General features: G+C 33.7%; 21 protein-coding genes. 19 read left to right on the top strand and 2 right to left on the bottom strand.

The genetic code is table 11. The features are described 5' to 3' along the window. Positions 1–85: 85 nt before the first annotated feature. From LOK41_RS05085 to LOK41_RS05125, 9 genes are all read left to right on the top strand, one after another. The gene (locus LOK41_RS05085) at positions 86–2,395 is read left to right on the top strand and encodes a glycoside hydrolase (protein WP_241815538.1); all 2,310 of its coding nucleotides are present in this window, start codon (positions 86–88) and stop codon (positions 2,393–2,395) included. Positions 2,396–2,612: 217 nt separating this feature from the next. After that, positions 2,613–3,611, top strand: a complete 999-nt coding sequence (locus LOK41_RS05090; protein ID WP_241815539.1) for an LCP family protein — start codon at positions 2,613–2,615, stop codon at positions 3,609–3,611. Positions 3,612–3,773: 162 nt separating this feature from the next. Further along, positions 3,774–4,595: a peptidoglycan-N-acetylglucosamine deacetylase gene (locus LOK41_RS05095; RefSeq protein WP_241815540.1), complete on the top strand. Its 822-nt coding sequence runs from the start codon at positions 3,774–3,776 to the stop codon at positions 4,593–4,595. A gap of 17 nt (positions 4,596–4,612) precedes the next feature. Next, positions 4,613–5,263 (top strand): YkyA family protein, encoded by a 651-nt coding sequence (locus tag LOK41_RS05100; RefSeq protein WP_241815541.1) that lies wholly within the window; start codon positions 4,613–4,615, stop codon positions 5,261–5,263. Between the two features lie 268 nt (positions 5,264–5,531). After that, on the top strand, positions 5,532–6,209 hold the full coding sequence (locus LOK41_RS05105) for an MgtC/SapB family protein (protein WP_174102502.1): 678 nt from the start codon (positions 5,532–5,534) through the stop codon (positions 6,207–6,209). A gap of 178 nt (positions 6,210–6,387) precedes the next feature. Then, positions 6,388–7,761, top strand: coding sequence for a sigma-54 interaction domain-containing protein (locus LOK41_RS05110; protein ID WP_241815542.1), 1,374 nt, complete (start codon positions 6,388–6,390; stop codon positions 7,759–7,761). Positions 7,762–8,047: 286 nt separating this feature from the next. Next, positions 8,048–9,004, top strand: coding sequence for an agmatinase (speB, locus tag LOK41_RS05115; RefSeq protein WP_241815543.1), 957 nt, complete (start codon positions 8,048–8,050; stop codon positions 9,002–9,004). 23 nt (positions 9,005–9,027) lie between these two features. Next, on the top strand, positions 9,028–10,452 hold the full coding sequence (locus LOK41_RS05120; RefSeq protein WP_241815544.1) for a sodium:solute symporter family protein: 1,425 nt from the start codon (positions 9,028–9,030) through the stop codon (positions 10,450–10,452). Positions 10,453–10,518: 66 nt separating this feature from the next. Continuing rightward, complete coding sequence (locus LOK41_RS05125) at positions 10,519–11,844, top strand: aspartate aminotransferase family protein (protein WP_241815545.1); 1,326 nt, start codon at positions 10,519–10,521, stop codon at positions 11,842–11,844. Between the two features lie 73 nt (positions 11,845–11,917). On the opposite strand, the gene LOK41_RS05130 is transcribed toward LOK41_RS05125, so the two are convergent. Beyond that, positions 11,918–12,907, bottom strand: a complete 990-nt coding sequence (locus LOK41_RS05130) for a Gfo/Idh/MocA family protein (protein WP_241815546.1) — start codon at positions 12,905–12,907, stop codon at positions 11,918–11,920. A gap of 153 nt (positions 12,908–13,060) precedes the next feature. Between LOK41_RS05130 and LOK41_RS05135 the strand changes: the two genes are divergently transcribed. Continuing rightward, complete coding sequence (locus LOK41_RS05135) at positions 13,061–13,597, top strand: GNAT family N-acetyltransferase (protein WP_241815547.1); 537 nt, start codon at positions 13,061–13,063, stop codon at positions 13,595–13,597. A 231-nt stretch (positions 13,598–13,828) separates the two neighbouring features. Next, positions 13,829–14,305: a DinB family protein gene (locus LOK41_RS05140; RefSeq protein ID WP_241815548.1), complete on the top strand. Its 477-nt coding sequence runs from the start codon at positions 13,829–13,831 to the stop codon at positions 14,303–14,305. Between the two features lie 130 nt (positions 14,306–14,435). Here the strand turns inward: LOK41_RS05140 and LOK41_RS05145 are convergent, their stop codons facing one another. Next, positions 14,436–14,882 carry a GNAT family N-acetyltransferase gene (locus LOK41_RS05145; RefSeq protein WP_241815549.1) on the bottom strand — a complete coding sequence of 149 codons (447 nt, stop codon included), beginning with the start codon at positions 14,880–14,882 and terminating at the stop codon, positions 14,436–14,438. A gap of 640 nt (positions 14,883–15,522) precedes the next feature. Here LOK41_RS05145 and LOK41_RS05150 point away from each other — a divergent pair. The 8 genes from LOK41_RS05150 (at position 15,523) to LOK41_RS05185 (ending at position 24,607) form a co-directional block, all read left to right on the top strand. Continuing rightward, positions 15,523–17,358 (top strand): IucA/IucC family protein, encoded by a 1,836-nt coding sequence (locus tag LOK41_RS05150; protein ID WP_241815550.1) that lies wholly within the window; start codon positions 15,523–15,525, stop codon positions 17,356–17,358. Between the two features lie 66 nt (positions 17,359–17,424). Further along, positions 17,425–19,272: an IucA/IucC family protein gene (locus LOK41_RS05155; RefSeq protein WP_241815551.1), complete on the top strand. Its 1,848-nt coding sequence runs from the start codon at positions 17,425–17,427 to the stop codon at positions 19,270–19,272. Next, positions 19,259–20,497, top strand: a complete 1,239-nt coding sequence (locus tag LOK41_RS05160) for an AMP-binding protein (protein WP_241815552.1) — start codon at positions 19,259–19,261, stop codon at positions 20,495–20,497. Before LOK41_RS05155 ends, LOK41_RS05160 begins: the two co-directional genes overlap by 14 nt. Next, positions 20,494–20,766: a petrobactin biosynthesis protein AsbD gene (asbD, locus tag LOK41_RS05165; protein WP_174102514.1), complete on the top strand. Its 273-nt coding sequence runs from the start codon at positions 20,494–20,496 to the stop codon at positions 20,764–20,766. Before LOK41_RS05160 ends, asbD begins: the two co-directional genes overlap by 4 nt. Positions 20,767–20,789: 23 nt before the next feature. Then, positions 20,790–21,770 carry a DUF6005 family protein gene (locus LOK41_RS05170; RefSeq protein ID WP_241815553.1) on the top strand — a complete coding sequence of 327 codons (981 nt, stop codon included), beginning with the start codon at positions 20,790–20,792 and terminating at the stop codon, positions 21,768–21,770. A gap of 150 nt (positions 21,771–21,920) precedes the next feature. Next, the gene (locus LOK41_RS05175; protein ID WP_174102516.1) at positions 21,921–22,763 is read left to right on the top strand and encodes a sugar phosphate isomerase/epimerase family protein; all 843 of its coding nucleotides are present in this window, start codon (positions 21,921–21,923) and stop codon (positions 22,761–22,763) included. 142 nt (positions 22,764–22,905) lie between these two features. Beyond that, positions 22,906–23,112, top strand: a complete 207-nt coding sequence (locus LOK41_RS05180) for an alpha/beta-type small acid-soluble spore protein (protein ID WP_174102517.1) — start codon at positions 22,906–22,908, stop codon at positions 23,110–23,112. A gap of 241 nt (positions 23,113–23,353) precedes the next feature. Further along, entirely contained in the window at positions 23,354–24,607 is a 1,254-nt protein-coding gene (locus tag LOK41_RS05185; protein ID WP_241815554.1) for an MFS transporter, read from the top strand. The last annotated feature ends 47 nt before the right edge of the window (positions 24,608–24,654 follow it).

A 24,654-nucleotide genomic window follows, 5' to 3' on the forward strand; every position in this document is an offset into this window, starting at 1 on the left:
TTATCTATAATGATTTCTTTATTATTTCGCATTGCCACATTCCTGTAACAAACCACCTGTATATTCAGTGGTGGAGGTGCAGAAGATGAAAAAAATGATGACAGTATGTCTTCTTACAACAATGACAATTACGACTTTGACGGGATGCGATTGGAAACAAAAAAATGTTTCACATGAATTCAAAACAAAAAAAGTAACATATAAAGATTTTACGTATGAGGTGAATCCAGAAACGTTTGCTTTAACAGTTGAGCATGATGGAGTGAAGGAACAAGCATCACAGCCTTTACCGAAAATGAAAGTATCAAAATTGAAAAAAGATGATACACATACATCGTGGGAATATCCAGATCAGAAGGTGAAAGTGAATTTAGAAAAGAAAAAAGATCATGTGAATATTGAGATTAAATCTACAGGTGCAGAAAGCTTTACTTGGCCAAAAGTACAAGCTGAAAATTATACACTTCCTTTATGGGAAGGTAAGTATATTCCGAGCGATGATGAGAATTGGAAGAAATTCTTAAAGGATGAAACGTATTCATTTGCGGAGTCATTTTCAATGAAATTTTTTGCGTTAAATGGTTCGAAATATTCCACGGTATTTGTTGCAAACAATATGTTTAATAATGAAGTGCAATTTCATACTGATCCGAAAATTGGATTTGATTTTACTCATGAATTTCCGAGTATTAACAAAAATAAATCGTACGGTTTTCAACTGTATGTGACTGATAATGATGCAGTAAATATTGCGAAATTATATAAGAAGAATATTGTAGAGAAAGGTGAATTTAAAACATTACAAGAGAAAGCAAAACAAAATAAAGAAATTGAAAAGTTATACGGAGCAGCGCATTTTTATTTTTGGAATCAAAATGCTTTAGCGCAAAGTAATGTAGATTGGCCAGCATTAAGACAACAAATCAATAGTCCTATATTTGGATGGATAAAAGAACTAATTCAAAAATATAGCAAAGAGCCTGACGAATTGAATGTGTTTGATCAAATTAATAAGCAAGATTTTATTGATAAGTATCAAAAGAATGTTGTTTTGCGTTATATAAATGAAGTGTTAGTAATGAAGGAGTTTTACAAAGAAGATATTTTTCTGGAAATTGATGATGAAGCAAAACGATTGTTGAAAAAAAGCGTAGATCACTTAACTGAAACGGAATTGTATCGCTTAAATAAACATTTATTAAAATCGGCACTTGGTGACGCAGTTGAGGATGTTGAGAAATGGGGGAGTGCAGATGGTACGGATGTTTTAAAAGAAATGAATGAAGCTGGTATTAATCATGCATGGGTTGGAATGCCGAACTGGGAGCAAGGATTCATTCAACCAGAATTTGTGAAGCAAGCTGAGAAAATGGGATATTTAGTTGGTCCATATGATTCTTATCATTCGATACATGAAAAAGGGGATAAAAATTGGAATACCGCTTCTTTTAAAGACCCTTCTCTTTTTGAAGATGCAACGATTGCGAAAAAGAATGGAGAGAAAATACAAGGATTTCTAGGGAGAGGTCGTAAATTAAATCCGACATTGTCCTTGCCTAGTGTGAAAGAACGGGTCAGTGGCATATTAAACAGTGGTACTCCATATAATTCATGGTTTATTGATTGTGATGCGACAGGGGAGATTTATGATGATTATTCTCCAAAACATATTACAACGCAAGAACAAGACTTAAAAGCACGTATAGAACGGATGGATTACATCGCGAAAGAAAAAGGTATGGTTGTTGGTTCTGAAGGTGGAAATGATTTTGCAAGTCAAGTGATCGCTTTTGCACATGGTATTGAAACACCTGTTATTAAATGGGCCGATGAAGATATGAGAAAAAATAAGACAAGTCCATATTATGTTGGAGGTTACTGGTCACCAAATCAAAACGTTCCAGAAAAGTACGCAAAACAAGTGCCAGTGAAAGAAGAGTATAAGCAAGTATACTTAAATCCCGTGTATTCAATACCTTTATATAAATTAGTGTACAATGACTCTGTCATTACAACTCATCATTGGGAATGGGGTAGCTTGAAGGTGAAAGGTGAAGTCGGAAATCGTATGTTATATGAACTATTATATAACGTTCCGCCTTTATATCACTTAGATGAAGTGGAATGGAAGAAGCATAAAAATGAAATTACGCATCATTTAAAAACATGGGAAACATTCCATAAAAAAGCAGTAAAAGAAGAGATGACGAACTTTGCATATCTTTCAAAAGACAAGCTTGTGCAAACAGCTTCTTATGGAAAGGACATAAAAGTAATTGTAAACTTTTCTAATCAAGATATGAAAACAGAAGGTACAACAGTACAAGCGAAATCGGCTGTTATTTTTGTCGAAGGCGAGCGAATGCTTTATAAACCTGAAGTGAATGAAAAGTAAAATATAAATGTAGAAAATAAAAATGTGAATTTTTGTAAATGTCATTTGACGTATTGTTAAAATAAAACACGAGAGTATAATGTGAAATGAAATACATATTGATTTTACTTCTTTACAATGAAACCTTACAAAAATGTAAGGAGAATGAAATGAAATTCAATATGAAGATTGATAAACATGGAGTATACTAGGAAAAGAGAAAGAGAGGAGAATGAACATGAGCTCTGAATTAGAACAAAATACAAGAAGTAAAAAGAAACGTTCTAAAAGAAAATCTGTGAAATGGTTCATTTTGATTCCGTTTTTACTGCTCATTTTTGGAGGAGTAGGATATGGTTCATTTTTATATAATAAAGCAAAAGCAGTTGTAAGTGATGCGTATGCACAAATAGAAAAATCGGCTAAACGCGATAAAGAGGTTGAACCATTAAAAGATAATATTTCTGTTTTAATTATGGGTGTTGATGGAAGTGATATTCGAAAAGGGCAATATGGAGAAGCTGTTCGTACGGATGCACTACTATTAGCGACAATCAATAAAGATGATAAATCAGTAAAATTAGTAAGTATTCCGCGTGATTCTCGTGTGTATATCCCATCGAAAAAGAAAATGGATAAAATTACGCACGCTCATGTATTTGGAGGAGTTGAAAGTACGCGGGACACAGTTGAGAGATTTTTAAATGTTCCGGTTGACTACTATGTGAAATTTAATTTTGATTCTTTCGTGAAAATTGTAGATTCCCTTGGTGGTATTGATGTGGATGTACCAGTTACATTTACAGAACAAGATAGTAAAGACCAAGCAGGTATGATTCATTTAGAAAAAGGTTATCAACATTTAAATGGAGAGCAGGCTCTAGCGTTGGCAAGAACACGTAAAATTGATAGTGATGCAATGCGTGGTCAAAGACAACAAATTGTTATTGAAGCAATTGCGAAAAAAGCAATGTCTGTTCAATCCATTAGTAAATTAGGTTCTCTTTTAGATGCAGTTGATAGTAATATGAAAACAAACTTAACATTTGATGATATGCTTTCTGTTACAAGAAATATGGCTGGAACTGATTTGCAAATGGAGAAAATTCAAGTAGAAGGCACAGATAAACGTATGGGTGGGATTTATTACTACATTCCAAACGAAAAAAATGTGCAAGATATCTCTAAAAAGTTAAATGAACATCTAGGTATTACGCCAAAAGCAGTTCGAAACTAAGTGAAAAAGGTTGGCGTCTAGCCAACCTTTTTCTATATATTAAATAGATTAAAATACCATTGTAGTTATTTAAAAATGTTTACATATATAGTAAAATAGATATATATATACTATGCATGGAAGAATTATATAAGAATAATAGAAGGGAAGGAATTTCATAGAATGGGAAATGTATTTAATGTAAAAAGCATAATAGTTACAATCGTGGCTATTATTGCGATCGCAGTTGGGTATTTTATGTTTCAATCCATTACATCACCGGCGAGAGCAGTAGCAAATCAAGTGAATTCAATACAACTTGCAAGCGAACAGTCAAAAGTGGAGATGAATAAAATAGCACCAACTCAATTTAATGGGCAAGTGAGAAAAGTGGCTTATCTTACATTTGATGATGGACCAGGAAAATATACAGCTGAACTGTTAGATATATTAAAACAAAATGATGCGAAAGCAACATTCTTCTTAATTGGTGCAAATGTAAAACAGTTTTCAGATTTAGTAAAACGTGAGAAAACAGAAGGCCATTATGTAGGTATGCATAGTATGACACATGATTTTAAAAAATTGTATACAAGTGGCGAGTATGTAAATGAAATGAAAGAAGATCAAGGGTTAATAGCAAATATTATTGGAGAATCTCCCAAATTAACACGTCCTCCATACGGTTCTATGCCTGGTTTAAATGAAGCACTTCGTAATAAAGTTGTAGAAGGTGGCTTTAAAGTTTGGGATTGGACGATTGACTCTCTAGATTGGAAATACAATAAAATGCCTGTTGATGCTGCTTCAGCAAAGATTGTTGAAAATGTACTTGCAGGTGCAACGAATCCTAAAGAAGTTATCTTAATGCATGATATTCATCCGCAATCTGTTGCAGCAGTACCGGCAATTATAAAAGGTTTAAAAGAAAAAGGTTATGAGTTTGAAGCATATCATGAAAGTGATCACTTCCCATTGAATTTTTGGCATGATAAACGTATGTAACATAGGGGGAAAAGAAGTTGGCTTATAGAAAATTAGCACTAGTTGGAGCAATGTCAGTAGGACTATTATCAGGTTGCTTTGGTGAAAAACCAGAAGAAAATTTATTTGTTGCATTTGAAAATGCAGCTAAACAAGAGAAGTCGTTGTTTGAAGATGCGAAAAAATTAGAAGTGTTGGAAAAACAAGGACAAGAATTATATACTCAAATTATAACAGAAGGAAAAGAGCATAATGAGGCGGTTGCACAAAAACTAGATCAAGCAGTCTCAAATGTGGACGAGCGTGAAAAAGTATTAAAAAGTGAAAAAGAGGCATTAGAGAAAGCACAGAAAGAAACAAAATCAGTTCAAAGTAATGTAGAGAAAATTGAAGATAAAAAAATACAAAAACAAGCGAAAAAAGTAGAAGAAGCTTATAAAAATCGTTATGATGCTTTTCAAAAAATGAACGAAAGTTATGTGAAATCAATGGCGATTGAAAAAGAGCTTTATGCGAAATTAAAAGTAAAAGAAACAAAGTTAAAAGAAATTAGCGAGAAAGTGAAAGAAGTAAATACATTAACGGAAGGAATGAAAAAAGAAAAAGAGAAATTTAACGGATATACAAAAGAGTATAACGAAGGAAAACTAGCATTCTATAAAGAAGCAAAAATTAAGGTTAAGGAATAAAAATAAAGTACATAATATTTTCTAATATAAGTAGTATGTAACTTTAGGTAAGCTTGGTTGTAAAAAAGTGCTAGATTGAAAAGATTTAAGTAAATTAAGACTAAAAGGTCGAAAAACATGTATTTCTATGTTTTTCGACTTTTTTACTTGTAGGAATAGAAAAGACTGGAATTGAAGTGCTAAAAGAGTTATAGTTTAATATTTAAAGGAAAAAAATGATGTTTAAGAACAAAAATGTTGAACATCATATAAGTAAGGAGAATGAAAAATGACATATGAATTTTTACTCAAATTAGGTTTGGCACTTTTTCTAGGCTTATTTATAGGAATAGACAGGCAGCTAAAGAATAAACCACTTGGTGTGAAAACAAGTATGGTCATTTCTGTAGCGAGTTGTTTAATTACGATAGTTTCAATTGAATCAGTTAATGTTTACTCTTCACCAGGACATACCAATATGGATCCAATGCGTTTAGCGGCTCAAATTGTGAGTGGAGTTGGTTTCCTTGGAGCGGGTGTAATTTTAAGAAGAAATAATGATGTGATTTCAGGATTAACAACGGCATCAATGGTTTGGGCAGCATCTGCTTTAGGGATTGCAATTGGAGCAGGTTTTTATATACAAGCAACAGTTGCAATGGTTCTCATTATATTAGCTATAAATGTATTGCCACACCTTGTTAAAATAGCTGGCCCTTATTCTTTAAGACAAAAGGATTTAGCAATTAAAATTATCGTAAAAGAGCATCGAGAATTAGATGGTATTTTTAAACAAATTAAAAACTTAAACATGCAAGTGAAGCGCGTGAAAATTAAAGATATTGACAGTGAGTCTCAGCAATTAGAAATGGTTATATTAGCACCTGAAGACTTATATACAACTGAATTATATAGTTCATTAAAAGAAATTGATCACATTGTTTCGGTTGAAGTTGAAAGTAGATAAAGTATGTATTGTAAAAAAACCCAGTTATGCAATTGAAACTGGGGTTTTTTCTTGTTGTATGAAGTAATAGAAAAACAATATGAGGCATAATTTATGCTTTACATATCTATACAAAATCAAATAAACTATTCATTAATAAATAGACTGAATTTTCTTTGTTTATAGGATGGTGAAAAATTTGTTATATACAGAATTTATTTCTGAAACAGAAACGATATTAGAATCTTTAATGGATGATTTGATTGTAACAGATGTAAATGGAACGATTTTAAAAGCGACACAATTTACTGCTGATAGATATGGAATTGAGTATGAAAGTTTAATCGGTGCTTCTATTTATGAATTGGAAAGAACGGGCATTATTACGCCAATTGTAACGCCGTTAATTATACAGAAAAAAGAGAAAATTACAGTTGTTCAGCTTACAAAGACAGGAAATAAATTGCTAGTAACAGGCATACCTTTATTTGATGAGGAAGGAGAAGTGTATCGGGTTGTAAGTTATTCTTATGATGTTTCGGATTTGATAGAAATTCAGAAATATTTAGATCATATGCAAGAGGAACTGGAGCGTGTGAAAGAGGAAGCTCAACTTGCATTACGTGAAAAAATTATATCAGTAGGGTTAATTGCTGATGACCCTGCAATGTATAAAACAATGGAGACGGTACATCAAGTTTCAGAAGTGGATGTAAATACAGTTCTGCTTGGGGAATCAGGAGTAGGGAAAACAGCTATTGCTCGTTATATTCATGATAAGAGCCCGAGAAAATATGGGCCCTTTATTGAAGTGAATTGTGCTGCTATACCTGAGTCTTTATTTGAGGCTGAATTCTTTGGGTATGAAGCAGGCTCTTTTACAGGAGCGAAAAAAAACGGGAAACTTGGATTTGCAGAACTAGCTCACGGGGGAACGTTGTTTCTTGATGAAGTAGGGGAGCTTTCACTTGACCAACAAGTAAAACTTCTTAAGTTAATTGAAGAAAGGCAATTTTATCGAGTGGGTGGAACAAAGCTTAAAAAGGCGGATTTTCGTCTTATTGTCGCGACAAATCGTGATTTAGAAGAGTTGGTAGCGACTAAAAAATTTAGACAAGATTTATACTTTCGTTTAGTTGTTGTACCAATTTTGATCCCTCCACTACGTGAGCGACCTAAAGATATTATGAATTTGATATATTTATTTTTGAATAAATTCTGTACTCAATATAAAAGGGAGAGGGAATTAGATCAAGCTGTTATACAAATTTTATTACAACAAAACTGGAAAGGTAATGTAAGAGAATTAATGAATATAATAGAACGGCTCGTGATTACATCATATTCAAAGTTAATTACCATTGAAAATATACCAGATTACTATAAAGCTACTCCTAGTGATGAATTCGTTGTAAATTCGCCTCAAACCCTTACAGAAATACTAGAAAAGGTAGAGAAACAAGTGTTATTGGATGCTAAGAAACAATATAAGACGACTGTGAAAATAGCAGAGAATTTAGCGATAAGTCAGCCTTCTGTAGTAAGAAAGTTGAAGAAGTATAAGATAAATTGAAGTTATGAATGGCGAGAAGATGGGGGAAGTATTTTTCTCCATCTTTTTCTTGATTTTAAAATTGGCATACTATTTGCATATATAAACAGTACAAAGGAGGAGAAAATTTACCTTCTATATAGGAGTACTTATTTTCAATGATTTAAAATTCGATAAAAGAAAAAGGGAAATAAGTAGGGGATAAATTGATAAGGTCAACCTTATTAGTATGAGGTGAAGAATATCCCGTTAATGGAAGAATCGTTTTATTTAAAGTAACAGAAAAATAATTTGTAGGAGTGAGAAGATGTATAAGCCTAAAGATTCTGCTATGTCGCCTCGTTTTTGTGGAGTGAAAACATTTATGAGACTAGAACAAAAAAATACGACTGAAAATGTAGATTTTGCAGTGTTAGGAATTCCTTTTGATACTGCACAGTCGTATCGTGTGGGAGCGCGTTTAGGACCGAATCATATCAGGAATTTTTCGAGTTTACTACGTCCATATAATCCAGATCAAGCGATTGATATTTTTGATTATTGTTCAGGTGTAGACTATGGAGATTTAGATATTGTACCTAGCAATATTCATCGCACATATGACAACATCGTAGAAGGTTTAACACCATTATTAGAAAAAAGGATTGTACCTATTATATTAGGTGGAGATCATTCTATTTCATTAGGAAATTTAAGAGCATTCGCAAAGCAATTCGGCCCTATAGCTCTTGTTCATTTTGATTCTCATAGTGATACATGGGATCATTACTACGGAGAAAAATATATGCATGGAACTCCATTTCGGCGGGCGGTTGAAGAAGGCCTTATTAATGTCGAGCATTCTATTCAAATAGGGATACGTGGTCCTTTGTATGGGCCAAATGATATAGAGGATGCAAGAAGTTTAGGTTTTGAAGTGATTCCAATGAGAGAAGTGCGGAAAATTGGATATACAGAAGTGTTACGGAGAATTCATGAACGAGTAAAGGATGCAGTAACCTTCGTTTCATTTGATATTGATTTTATAGATCCTGCATATGCACCTGGAACGGGAACGCCTGAAATTGGTGGGCCTACAACGATTGAAGCAGTGGAACTTGTGCAAGGGTTAGATGGATTACATATTGTTGGATTCGATTTAGTAGAAGTGTTGCCTGCGTATGATAGCGGAGAAATTACGGCAATTGCAGCATCAAGCATTGCATATGAAATGATTACTCTTGTAGCGATGCAAAAACGACGTAATGTAGTAAGACTAAAATAATATGTATTGAAAAGGAGGATGTTATGAATACAGTAGATATATTGCTAATGGTTGGTTATTTTATAATTATTATTGGTATTGGTTTCATAGGGGCAAGGAAAGCCAAAACATCTGAAGATTTTATGGTTGCTGGCCGGAGTTTAGGTTTAGTAATGTATCTTGCTTGTCTAGCGGCAGTAATCCTTGGTGGGGCATCCACAATCGGAACAGCAAGGTTAGGGTATGAATTTGGTATTTCAGGGATATGGCTTGTTGCGATGATTGGTATTGGAATTATTTTATTAGGAATATTTTTAGTTAAAAAAGTAGCGAGATTTAAAATTATTACAATCAGTGAATTACTGGGATTACGTTTTAATTCGCAAACAAGACTGATTACTTCATTGATTACTTTTATATACGTAACGATGATCACTGTCACGCAAGTAATTGGAATGGGAACGATATTGAATGTACTACTGGGATGGGATATTAAACTTTGTATGTTATTAGGTGGTAGTGTAGTTGTTATGTATACACTACTTGGCGGAATGTGGTCTGTAACGATGACCGATATATTTCAGTTTATTGTAATGACAATTGGAGTATTTGCAATCATGTTGCCTCTTAGTTTACAAAAGGCCGGAGGATGGGCTGTTTTGCAAGAAACATTACCGCATGGGTATTTTGAAATCGCTAATATTGGCGGAGATAAGATTTTCTCGTACTTTCTCTTATATTGTTTAGGAGTACTAATTGGGCAAGACATATGGCAGCGAATTTTCACGGCAAAGACTGTGGGAATTGCGAAAAAAGGTACGATTGGTGCTGGGGTATATTGTCTTTTGTATGCGGTTGCAATCAGTGTAATTGGTATGTGTGCGGCTGTAGTTTTCCCGAATTTAAGTGATCCACAAAGTGCGTTTATAACAATGGCAATTACAATTTTGCCAGCAGGCTTATTAGGGATTGTTATTGCAAGTGTTGTTTCAGCTCTAATGTCGACAGCTTCGGCGACATTATTAGCATCTTCAACGTTGATAGTGAATGACATCATAAAAGGGACTTCATCTAAGGAATTGAGTGAGAAGGCAATGATTCGAATGTCGAGAATCGTAACCTTAATTGTTGGAATATTTGTAATAATAAGTGCTATCTGGATTCAGGACGTTATTGTAGCATTAGATGTTGCGTATGCAATTTTATCTGGTTCAGTGTTCTTTCCGATTATTTTAGGGTTGTTTTGGAAACGTGTAACAGATAAAGCTGCCTTTTATTCGATTATTTTAAGTGCAACCGTAACGATAGGGGGGTTAATCGTGCAAGGACTTTCGGCTACAGATCCAATTTTATATGGAATGGCGTGTAGTATCTTATCAATTGTCATCATTTCATATTTAACGTCTCCGGAATTTGAAAAATATGAGGAGTGGAAAGAACAGCATACCAATGTAGATATAGATGCATAAAAAAATGAATCAATGATTTTTATACACGATGGGAAAATGATGCACAATAATAAGGAGGAATTCAAAATGAATACAAACTGGAATCATTTAATTGAAAGAATGCCGCAATTACTAGCACCGAGTATGGCAAAAGATCATCCAAATTTACCGGTTGTGAAAGAAGAAGGATGTTACTATTTTGGACTAGATGGAAAGAAATATCTTGATTTCACATCAGGTATTGCAACGACGAATGTCGGACATCGTCATCCAAAAGTTGTACAAGCAATTAAGGATAGTGCTGATAATCTGACTCATGGTCCATCCGGAGTGATTATGTATGAATCAATTTTACGTCTTGCGGAAGAACTCAGTACGGTATTACCACCTAAGCTAGATTGTTTCTTCTTTGCAAATAGTGGTACAGAAGCGATTGAAGGAGCAATTAAGTTAGCAAAATATGTGACGAAAAGGCCTTATGTTGTTTCTTTTTTAGGATGTTTTCATGGGAGGTCAATGGGATCATTAAGTGTAACAACTTCAAAAAGTAAATATCGTAAGTTTATGCAGCCTAATGGGCTAACGTATCAAATTCCATATGCGAATATAAAAAATTGTCCAGAAGGGGTTGATCCGGAGCAACATTGTGTGGAAAAACTAGAAAAGGACTTTGAAATGTTGTTTAACCATCAAGTTACACCAGAAGAAGTTGCATGTGTAATTGTAGAGCCGGTATTAGGAGAAGGCGGATATGTTGTTCCGCCAACAGGATGGTTAAAGAAAATTCGTGAAATTTGTAATCAGCATGGTATTCTATTAATCTTTGATGAAGTACAAACAGGCTTTGGTCGTACAGGTGAATGGTTTGCGGCACAAACATTTGGAGTAACACCGGATATTATGGCAATTGCAAAAGGAATTGCGTCAGGATTACCTCTGAGTGCAACAGTTGCTTCAAAAGAGTTGATGCAACAGTGGCCTTTAGGAGCGCATGGTACGACTTTTGGAGGAAATCCAATTGCATGTGCAGCGGCATTAGCAACGCTTGAAGTAATGAAAGAAGAACAGTTGATTGAAAATGCTAAAGAAATGGGGGCTTATGCAGTTCAAAAGTTGTATGACTTAAAACAAAAACATTCTATGATTGGAAGTATTCGAGCTGTTGGATTAATGATCGGAATTGAAATTATTAACCCAGAAACAGGGACACCTAATGGTGAGGGATTATTTAAAATATTAGATATTGCATTGAAAAAAGGTGTATTATTTTATTTCTGTGGAAATGCAAGCGAAGTAATTCGAATGATTCCACCGCTTTCTGTAAACAGAGATCAAATTGATGCGGGTTTAACAATTTTAGATGAGGCACTTTCGGAATATGAGGAAGAGCTTAGGGTTTTGGTGAAAAACTAAAGACTATCGGCTGAAAATTAATCTCATATTTAAAAAGGGGGAGATGAAGAATCCCCCTTTTTAAATATGTAAATTATTTTCTTAAGTCGGCTGGAAATACAAGACCAATCTGTTTTCTAGCTTCTTCCATAACCTTCATTGTAATCATAGAAGCAGTATGAGAGTTTACAGTGGACTCTAATTGATTTTGCTGAATCAATCTAATAAATTCTTGTGTTTCATAGGACATTGTATTATTTGATTGCGATTTTGTAATATCTTCAACACGACCGTCTCTATAACGAATTTCAACTTTTGTAGGGGAACTCATTTTATCGATGATTATGCTACCGTTTTCACCTTGAATTTCAGAAGGAACGTATGAATTTGTTATTTTAGAGTACATAATAACCGCATCCATCTCAGCATATTTTAATAGAAGGCTACCTTCTCCATCTACACCAGAATCTAGAAGGTAGGCATTTGCTTGTACATGAGATGGTGCTCCAAATAATACAACCATTGGATAAATGCAATACACTCCAATATCCATCAATGCGCCGTTTGAAAAAGCAGGATTAAAAGCATTTAGAATCTTTCCTTCCTTATAAGCATCATAACGAGAAGAATATTGGCAGAAACTTGCAAAATAACGTCTAACTTTTCCGATCTTATGTATGTTATCTTGAATGGTTTGGAAGTTTGGAATAAGCGTGGATTTTAACGCTTCCATTAAAACGACATTATGCTTTTTAGCAGTTTGAATCATTTTTTCTACTTCTTTTGTATGCGAAGCGATTGGTTTTTCACATAATACATGTTTGCCATGTTTCATAAAGAGAATAGCCTGCTCTGCATGAAATAAGTTTGGACTTGCGATATAAACGGCATCAATTACATCGCTTTTTGCCATGCATTCTAAGTCTGTAAAAGTAGTATCCACATTATATTTACTTGCAAATTCCTTCGCTCTGTCTTTTGTTCTTGAGTATACAGCTGTAAGAGAAAAATCTGGTAATGTACGTGAATCTTCAATGAATTTAGTGGTAATTGTATTGGTTCCAATAATCCCAAATCGTATCATCTTAATTTCTCCTTTTTTCAAATGATTTTGATATGAATTGCCGTAGGAAATTAATTATATAGGGAAGAAAGAAAAATACGAAATGATTTGCTTACCTGATATAGCTGCTATATTTTCCTTTGCTATAATAGAGGAACAAGAGGGGGAGAAAAGATGGACATAAAAATTAGAAGAGCAACAGCAAACGATATAAAAGGAATCACGAAAGTGCATGTTGATAGCTGGAAAACAACCTATAAAGGAATACTATCTGATGAAATGATAGAGGCTACAACGTATGAGAGTCGGGAAAAACAATGGAAAAACATTTTTAAACAAGCGGTAGGAAATCAATATAGGTATGTGGCAGAAACGTTAGATGGAGAAATTATAGGATTTATTGACGGTGGGCTCGAAAGAACAGGAAAATATGACTGTGATGGAGAATTATACGCAATTTATCTTTTGGAAGAATACCAAGGATATAAAGTCGGAAAGCAATTATTTCAAACGCTTGTGTCAGAATTTATGAAAAATGATATGTGTTCTGTATTAGTCTGGGTTATATCCAATAATCCTTCAATAGGTTTTTATGAAAAGTTTTCTCCAGAGCGGGTCCATACAAAGTTTTTAGAAAGATTGAATATTCAAGAGACAGCTTACTGTTGGAGAGATATAGATAATCTTTATAAATTATTAATACATGATTGAAAGAAGTTAAATAATATAATTATGTAAACAATAAATAGATTTTAAAAGGAGATATACAACTTATTATGTATATCTCCTTTTTATTACGCTATTTACTAGGAGTATGCCCCATGCATATCAAGTTAAAAAATTGATGGATCTCTCTATTTAATTTTATGTAAACATAGGATTTTGATTAACTTTCTGTTGAATAAGAAAGAATTGAATGAAAAGTGAAGGGAGAGTGTTTTATTGCGAACGAAAGATGAGATTTTAGCCCGATATGCTTCTATTGACAATATATTGCAGTCATTATTAAATCTTAACGATCAAATTTGGTTTATTCCTATTCAATTAGATAAATGGTCGACGTCAGAAATTGTGGCGCATATTTTGTTTTGGGATCGCTTCATCCTTGAACGACTTTCATTACTACAATCACAAAAATGCTTAACAAAGGCAAACATCAATGTAGATGAATTCAATAGAAAATCCGCAAATTATGCTAAATCAGGAGTTGCAAAAGATGAACTCATCCAGCAATTCCAAGAAGCTCGTTTTAGCCTTATTCACTTTCTAGAAGCATTTTCGGAAGAGGATTTCAGCAAAATATATATGATTCAAGATAAAAATCAGTCTTTACAAGATTACATGAATGCAATGGTAGATCATGACAATTTCCATTTTAATCAAATCACTACATTTTTGATTGAAAAGGGACATTACTGATATAATACCTAATTGGCCTCATCATACATGCCTATTTTTAAGGATAAATAGTGTTTTAAGAGTTTTTTAGTTTATTTGAACGAGAGTTCATTGTGTTTCCGTTCTTAAGTTGATAGGCATGTATAGTGTTTTATAAGGTGAACTTCGCCAATTGTTCACCCCAAGATGATAATTCAGTTTCAACAAATCCAGCTTTCCTATAAGCAATTTTTGCTGAAAGATTTTTAGGATTATATCCAATCATGATTAGAGGAATATTTTTATTATTAATACTTCTTATTTTTTTTATAATGAGAAATATAGCCTGTATACCTATACCTTGTCCTTGGTATTCTTTATCAATCATTAGTCTATAAATCCAATAATTATTATCATCAGAGTCTATTCCAAACATTGTAAATCCTATTAATTTATTATCAAGATATATACCATTTGCATAGAAATTATCTAAAAATTGAACCTCTGCAATAGAATAAAGATTGGAGGCGATAAATATACGTTGTTCTTCTTTTACTGATAATTTTATAGCCTCCTCCCAGTTACTTTTGTCAATGGGTTTTAAAGATAGTTTGTTCAATATGGATACTCCTTTCGAATATAGAAGGGAACCACGCAGTTTTTGGGCTATTAAAACGTTATCCCCTCATATTTACACCCTAAAAATACTATTTCCTTTTGCATAGACAACACCTCCTTAGCGTTAGGATTTAAACTTCTAAATAATATATTTGACATTTTTAAATACTTTCTAATTCTATCAAAATTTAATTGATTCTGGTGCAAATATAGTCTGTTAGAGTCTTGCTAACAAAACGCGAATTTTGTACGCTAAGCGATTGTTCTACATAGGGGTACGAATCGTTTCCGTACCCAATCGTTTTCAAGTTAATGTGAATTTGTATCCATGCTATAGAAAAAGCGCTATTCTTTTTGTAGAAATATACAGAAAGGATGGCGCTTTTTACATAACTTAAGATTTTTCCTGTACCATCTCTATAGCCTACTGAGAGATTAGATTATAATTGAGTTGAAAATTATAGAAGAAATATGACCGAAAAGATGAAAATTTAATTATGATAAAAAAATTCTGAAAGATATACTTGAATTGATAATGATAATCAATTAAAATCTTATTTGATAATGATAATCATTTTTTCTGTTAGTTATTATTAAAAATAAAAATTTCCGATAGCTTTATTGTAAAGAGGAGGACAAGTATGCAGCATGCGAAACAAATCGCGGAACATGCAACAATGCAAAGTTTTTTAAATTGTTATTTACGTGAAACAGGAAGCGGGGAATGGATTACAGAAGATGAGAATATGAGTACCACCTTTAGTGATACAAAGGACACAGGTGCTGTTTCAACATATTTATGCTGTCGGTTATCGGCGCAAAACATTACTTTGTATGCAGAAGTTATATATAAATCACCAACAGATCGTCATCTGTTTGGAAAACATTTCTATTATCAAATTGGAACAGATTTTCATGTTGTGAAAGCTGATTATGTAACGGTTATTACATTACTAATAAAAGAGATGTCCATGAACTATGGAGAGGGGACAAACCCGGACGAACTTCTACTTCGAGTTATTCAAAGTTGTCAAAATATGAAGGAGTTTATTGGGGAGAGAGAGCAAGATGTTGCAAAGTTATATGGATTCCATACGACTTTTATAGAAGCAGAGCAATCTTTACTTTTTGGTCATTTAAACCATCCTACCCCAAAGAGTAGACAAGGAATATTAAATTGGAAAAGTTCAATGTATTCGCCTGAATTACAGGGTGAGTGTCAACTTCATTATTTTCGAGCGCATAAAGATTTAGTAAAGGAAAAATCCATTCTTATGGAACAGGCAACAGAAATTATAAAAGGGGAGTTGAGGAAAGATCCGTCTATCAGTACGGAATTTATTGAACGTTATTGTGAAGAAGATGACTATTCTTTAATTCCAATTCATCCACTTCAAGCAGAATGGTTATTATATCAACCTCATGTGAAGAATTGGATAGATAATGGTGTTCTTGAGTATTTCGGACCAGTTGGAAAACCATATATGGCAACATCTTCACTTAGAACAATGTATCATCCAGAATCAAACTATATGTTTAAATTTTCTTTTCCTGTGAAAGTTACAAATTCAATGCGTGTAAATAAATTGAAAGAGCTTGAAAGTGGAATAGAAGGAAAAGAAATATTAAATACAAAAATTGGAGAAGTACGAGATAAATTCCCAGGATTTGATTTTATATGTGATCCAGCTTATATTACGCTAGGACTTGAAGGACAAGAATCAGGATTTGAAGTAATTATTCGTGAAAATGCTTTCTATGGTGAGAATGCAAACAATGCAACCCTCATTGCAGGACTTACCCAAGATGCGCTTCCAGGTGAAAAAACGAGATTAGCAAATATTATTCATCATCTTGCAGAAGAAGAAGGAAGAAGTTGTGAAGAGGTAAGTTTAGATTGGTTCAGGCGCTATATGAATATTTCCTTAAAACCAATGGTATGGATGTACTTAAAATATGGAGTTGCATTAGAGGCACATCAACAAAATAGTGTTATTCATCTGAAAGATGGTTATCCAACAAAATTTTATTTCCGTGATAATCAAGGATTTTATTTCTGTAATTCAATGAAACATATTTTGGATGCCGAATTGCCTGGTATTGGTGAAAAGAGTGGGAATTTATATGATGACAGTATTGCAGATGAACGTTTCCGTTATTACTTAATTTTTAATCATATGTTTGGATTAATAAATGGATTTGGTACATCGAGGTTAATAGATGAGGAAATTCTCCTTTCCGAATTACGGAGTGTACTAGAATCGTTCCTTCCATATAATCGTGAACCATCTACATTTTTAGAAGAATTATTGAAAGATAAAGAATTACCGTGTAAAGCAAATTTATTAACAAGATTTTTTGATGTTGATGAATTAACAAGCCCTCTTGAGCAAGCTATTTATGTCAAGGTTGACAATCCTCTCTTTCAAGAAGTGGAGGCAGAGTGCAATAAAAGAGAAAGCGTTGTTCGTTCATAAATATTTTTAAAATTTCACGTAATACAAAAAATGGTATTTTTAATATTTTCTATCATGGAGGCAGCTATGAAGGAAGAGGTTTATCATACGAGAGTAATGAAAGCGGTTCAATCGGATCGTTATATTGCTGTTAGACGAAGAGTTTTTCGTCAATTAATAGAGTCCTTAATTTATGAGGAAATCATTTCTCCAATTCGCATACAAGAGGGAGAAGATATATTTTTTATCATTTCAGGGTTTGATGAAAGTGGAAACAGCGTCACATACAGATGTTGTGGTCAAGAGCGAATGACATTTGGCCGTATTCGGTTAACCGAAAAACCACTTGTAAGAATACAAAATGATAGAGAAGAAGAAGTAACATCAATTGCACAATTTTCAAATGAAGTTTTTAAAATGATTCAGGTAGATGAAGCGAAATTACATTCCTTTATTCAAGAGTTAGAACAAACAATCTTTAAAGATACAATGGCTCAATATGAAAGAAACGAAACAAAAGAGAAGCTTATAGAGAAAACATACGATGAGCTGGAAAATCGCTTAATGGATGGACATCCGTATCATCCAAGTTATAAGGCACGAATTGGCTTTCATTATCGTGATAATTACCAATATGGTTTCGAATTTAAACAGTCGATGAAACTCATTTGGATTGCCATTCATAATAAATATACTCATATAGGAGCTCTGTCCAAGGAAGATTTCAATCACTTTGTGGGAGCAGAAATAGGAGAGAAGAAACGAATTGAATTTTATTCTACTGTTCGAAATATAGGATGCAATCCAAATGATTATACATTCATGCCCGTTCATCCGTGGCAATGGGAGAATTATATTATCCCGAATTATGCTGAACATATACACAATAGGCACATTATTTTTATAGAACAATCAGAAGATGAATATTTTGCACAGCAATCGATGCGTACTTTACAAAATGCTACCAATTGTATGAGACCTTATGTGAAGCTTTCTATGAACTTGTTAAATACATCAACTGTTCGGACGTTAAAACCACACTCAGTTGTTAGTGCACCTATTATTTCAAATTGGTTGACAGATTTGGTAAGGGATGACTCATATTTAAGGGATAAGGCGCGTGTTGTTTTATTACAAGAATTTGCCGGTGTAACGTACGATCCACCAGGTCAAGCTACTTACGGTTCGTTAGGATGTATTTGGCGTGAAAGTATTCATGTACATTTAGAAGAGACAGAAGAAGCCGTACCGTTTAATGCTTTATATGCAAAAGACCAAGACGGAAAGCCTATTATTGAGCCCTGGCTAAAGAAAAACGGCATTGAAAATTGGCTTCGTATGCTTATTCAAAAAGCGGTGTTACCAGTTGTACATCTATTAGTGGAACATGGCATTGCGTTAGAATCACATGGACAAAATATGATTCTTATTCATAAACAAGGAATGCCGATCCGGATTGCGCTAAAAGATTTTCATGAAGGTCTTGAGTTTTATCGTCCATATTTAAAAATGCCAGAAAAGTGTCCCGATTTTGCAAAAGTACACAGTATGTATGCAAAAGGACAGCTCAATGACTTTTTTGAAATGGACAGTATGCGTAGTTTACACGAAATGATCTTAGATGCGCTCTTCTTATTTAATTTAGGTGAACTAGCGTTACTGCTTGCTGATGAATATCGATTTAATGAAGAGAGATTTTGGATGCTTGTTGTAGAAGAATTAGAGAATCACTTTACAAGTTCTCAGTATCTATATGGACGTTTTGAGGAGTTACAGCTATACACACCTACATTTCGAGCGGAGCAATTAACAAGACGTCGCATATATAAAGATGTGGAATCGCTTGTACATGAAGTGCCCAATCCTTTATATCATGCACTGCAACTTATAAAGAGTAAGACTGTTGTTATGGAGGTAAATCATGCTAATCGTTAACAAACAAGAATATAGCAAGAATGATTTTGAATTAAGACTACAAATGTATGAAAATATGGAACATTTTCAAGAAGTGAATGGAAAGAGATTTGCTCTTTGTATAACAGATCCTTTTGATATTACTACGCTTATCCTTTTCTTAAAACAAAAAAAAGCATCTGTGCTACTTATTCATGGAGAGACGCCAAAAGCTACAGCTATTGAAATGGCAAAACGTGCCGAATGTTTTGGGCTCTTATATGGAGATTTTAAGCAATTCATAACATTAAATAGTGAGCACGAAATAAAAAAAGAACCATCCTTACTGCAATATAGTTCAGGAACAACTGGTGAACCGAAACTCATTGAAAGGCCATGGGAAGAAATTGAAAGAGAAATTGACGCTTATAATCAAGCTTTACAGTGTGAAGTTGATGAAGTACCAATTGTATTGGCTCCTGTTTCCCATTCATATGGATTAATTTGCGGGACGTTATCTGCAATCATGCGAGGCAGTAAGCCAATTGTTATTACAAATAAAAACCCGAAATTTGCATTAAATATCATTCGTAATACACCAAAACATATCGTATATGCGGTACCACTTATGCTACATATTATGGGAAGTTTTCCACAAGGAGCATTTCAGTTTCATAAAGTGATGACGTCAGGTTCACCGTTACCAGAATCATTATTTTATAAACTTAAGGGGATGACAAAGTATATGATGCAGCAGTACGGATGCTCAGAAGCAGGTTGCATTAGTATTTGTCACAATATGAACACACATTTAGATTTAGGAGAACCACTTCCTCACGCGTCTATTCGTATTAGTGGTGATCAAAACGAGCCTGAAGAAATAGTAGTAACAATAGGAGAAAAAGTGATTTATACAAAAGATTTAGGATATAAATCAGAACGTGGGCTACATTTTGTGGGGCGTATGGATGATGTAATTAACGTGTCAGGTTTGAAGGTATTCCCGATAGAAGTAGAGGAGACAATGCTCCGTTTAGATGGTATTCAGGAGGCAATTGTGTATCGCGGAAAACACCCTGTAATGGGTGAGATTGTAAAAGCGAAAGTGATTTCTAGTATTGAGCCTGTTCAAATACGAGAATGGTGTATACAGCATTTACCGTCCTATAAAGTCCCTCATGAAATTGAAAATGTTACGGAAATTCCTAAAAATGCAACTGGGAAGGTAAGCCGTAAACTATTAGAAATGGAGGAAATGACAACGTGAATCGTAAAATGTTAAAGGCAGCGTTATTAAAAATTATGATCGAAAAAATGGAATTAAAACATGTTACTTATTTGGAAGATACAATGCGTTTAAATCAAGATTTATATATTGACTCTGTCATGATGCTTCAGCTTATTGTTTATATCGAAATGGATTTACAATTATGTGTTCCTGAAGATGAAGTGGATCCGAAAGCTTTTTCTACTATAGGTTCTTTACTGGACTTTATGGAAGAACTACAACCGTTACAGGTGGATGCGAATAACTAATATTTTAGAAAACGGGTGAGAAAATGACTTCAATTAAAGTGCACTGTTTAGTGAGTTGTTTTTGTGAAATTATTAAAAGACGTAGTGATATAGATTTTCGACCTTTTTACTTTGGTTTATGGGATGGGGATTTTGATATAACAGAGGAAGGGATCATTTCTTATCATTCTGAAAATATTAGCCATGACAGTTACTTACATTGGTATGAAAAACTATACGGAATAAAAGTAAATGAATGGTACGATCATTCAAAAGAGAAACAAACGAATGTAGAGACCTTTTTAGAGTTAGTAGAAACAAAGCCAGAAAATCGATATGTCATTGTAATGGTAGATATGTCATTATTGCCAGAGAGGGAAAATAAATTCCATCAAAAACCATTCCCACACTATTTAATGATATCAAAAACAAATCAAGAAGATGAATGGTTTATGCTGGATCCGGATTTTCGCTGGGAAGGGAATATGGCAAAGGATAAAGTGATTCCTTCCATTGAAAACAATCCGTTCGGTGGAGGATATTTCATTGATGTACAGGCTGTTCGAGAGCCTTCTCAGGAAGCAGTAGAAAGTTATTTTGTTGAGACATTCAAAAGGGATTACAATGAATTAACGATGAAATTAAAAAATTTGGTCATAAGAATGGTAAATGGTGAAGGTGAAGCGGAATTTTCTAAACTAATAGCAGCAGTGAAACAAATACCTGTATTGACCATTCGTAAATATAGTTATGAACATGCATTTGCATATTTTCGTGAAACATTACAATACTCTGAAACAGAATTTGATTATTGGTGTGACCGAGTAGAAGATATCGTACAAGGATTTACAAATGTACAGTATAAAGTAATAAAAATGGCAATGACAAAAAATAAAGAGATGTTATCATCAATAGTTGAAAAATTAAATGAGATGAATGAGATTGAATTTGCGATTAAGCAGGAGTTAGAGAGACAGTTTGTAGCATGGAAAAAGATAAGAATAAATCAGTCTGTCACTTTATAAAGTGAAATTTTAATCAATAGGCTTTTACGGACAGTTCATCTCCTACCAAACTTCTTTGCTTTTCGCTGAATTTTGAGGTGGGAGTGTTACTGTCCACAACTAGCGGGATAAACAACCATCATTGAATTTGAGATAAAGGGGTTTGAATGTATGAAATATTCGTTATGTACTATTTCGTTTCGCCATCAGCTAATTTCATTTACTGATATTGTTCAATTTGCCTATGAGAACGGATTTGAAGGGATTGAACTATGGGGAATTCATGCACAAAATTTATATGGGCAAGAGCGTAAAGTGACAGAAGAACAACTAGATTTTTTGGAAAATAAAAATTTGAAAATCACAATGATAAGTGATTATTTAGATATTTCATTGTCAGCAGATTTTGGGAGAACAATGGAAAAATCAGAGCGATTAGCAGCGCTAGCGAATTGGTGTAATACAAATAAGATTCGTACATTTGCTGGACAAAAACGAAGCAACAGTTTTACAAAAGAAGAACGTCAGGAATATGTGAAACGAATTCGCATGATTTGTGATTTATTTGCACAGCACAATATGTACGTGCTATTGGAAACACATCCGAATACATTAACAGATTGTTTGGATTCAACTCTACAATTACTAGAAGAAGTGAATCACCCATATTTAAAAATTAATCTCGACTTTCTCCATATGTGGGAATCTGGTACGGATCCAGTAGAAAGTTATCGTCAGTTAAAACCGTGGGTACAGCACTACCATATGAAAAATATATCTTCGGCTGTTCATTTAGATGTCTTTGAGCCGAATAATGTATACGCTTCAGCTGGTAGTCGAAAAGGAATGGTTCCGTTATTTGAAGGGGTTGTAAACTACGAAGAAATCATAAGAGAAATTCAAGGTACGGAACATTTTGCTTCACTAGAATGGTTTGGATATGATGCAAAAGAGGTATTACGAGAAGAGATTATTCAGTTGAGAAGAAAGCAACTGACAGTATTGACTCCATAAAGTGAAACATTTTCTATCGTTAGTATTATGAAATTCAAAATGTAAGTGTATTTAAAAATAGCCTTGAAAAACAAACCCATAATTTACCATGTATTTTTTTTTGAAATCTATACATTTTAATATGTAAAGGAGGTGAACGGAAATGGCTAGAAATCGTAATTCTAATCAGTTAGTATCACAAGGAGCACAAGCAGCTCTTGATCAAATGAAGTATGAAATTGCTCAAGAATTTGGTGTGCAACTTGGTGCTGACACTTCTTCTCGTGCAAATGGTTCTGTAGGCGGTGAAATCACAAAACGTCTTGTAGCTATGGCAGAACAACAGCTTGGTGGCGGGTATACTCGTTAATGTAAGCTGTATGAAAGAAGGGAAGACTTCTTCCTTTCTTTTTTATTGTTTTCTTAAAGTGAAAATGAATTTTTCCATTTTATAGCATGGATATACTGTTGTAAGGATTGAAAGAATAGAAGTAATGCTATGTTATACTCCAATTTCTTTTGTTATATAAGTTAAAAAGCAGATGAAATATAGTAGCCCTGATGAAATTTACAATTGAATTTTATCAGGGCTACTACATAGAAAGAAGTAAATGATGAAAGGTTTCGAAATCAAGATGTTAAAAAAAGAAAACTGTTGTTTAATTGCACTTGCATCTGTTCCACTTGTTATGACATTAGGAAATTCAATGCTCATTCCAATCCTTCCAACAATCGAAAAGAAACTACATATTTCTTCTTTTCAAGCATCTATGATCATTACGATATATTCTATTTTAGCGATTTTATTAATTCCTATTGCTGGTTATTTATCAGATCGATGGGGACGTAAAATGGTCATGATCCCAAGTTTATTAATTGCAGCTATTGGAGGCGGCATAACAGGTTGGGTATCATGGAAAGTAGAAAATCCTTATGTATGGATTCTTATTGGAAGAGCAATTCAAGGAATAGGTGCTGCTGGAGCAATGCCAGTCGTCATTCCATGTGTCGGCGATTTATATAAAGATGAAAAGCAAGTAAGTACTGGCTTAGGAATTATTGAAACGTCAAACACATTTGGAAAAGTTCTTAGTCCAATATTGGGATCTGCACTTGCAGCAGTCGTATGGTTTTTGCCGTTTTGGGCTATCCCAGCTTTATGCGCTGTTGCTATTGTCTTATTATTACTGTTAGTAAAAGCAAAGAAACAAGAAAAACAAGCGCCGCCTTTCAAAGAATTCATCCAATCAATTGGTTTGACTTTCCGAGAAAAGGGGAGATGGTTAATCGCAATTTTTATATTAGGTGCTATTATAATGCTTATTTTATTTGGGATTCTTTTTTATTTGTCCACCATATTAGAATCTAAATACAACATTCATGGAATATGGAAAGGATGTATACTTGCAATCCCCTTACTTGTACTATCAATAGGTTCGTATAGGGCAGGAAAGAAAATAGGGGATAACCAAGTTGTGATGAAAAAGTGTATATACATTGGTTTTACACTAGCTGCTATATCGGTCATTTTGCCATTATTTTTGAAAGGTATTTACTTATTACTTTTTTGTTTAGTAATTATGGGAGTAGGAATCGGTATAGCGTTACCGTGTTTAGATGCACTTATTACACAAGGGATTGAAAAGGAACAGAGAGGGACGGTTACTTCTTTTTATAGTTCGATGCGTTTTATCGGTGTGGCGGCAGGCCCCCCACTTTATTCTTACTTTATGAAGGGGACAGATCATGAAGTGTTTTACTTAACCTGTATATTTGCAATTGCTGGGGCAATGATTACAATTATATGGATTAAACCTAAAAAGAAGAATGAACCTTTAAATTCAATTCCGGAACCTACATCTTAACTTGAAATTTAATAAGAGATAGTAAAAAAAATCCATCTGTAAATCAT

Source organism: Bacillus sp. TL12, assembly GCF_022625245.1.
Lineage (GTDB): Bacteria > Bacillota > Bacilli > Bacillales > Bacillaceae_G > Bacillus_A.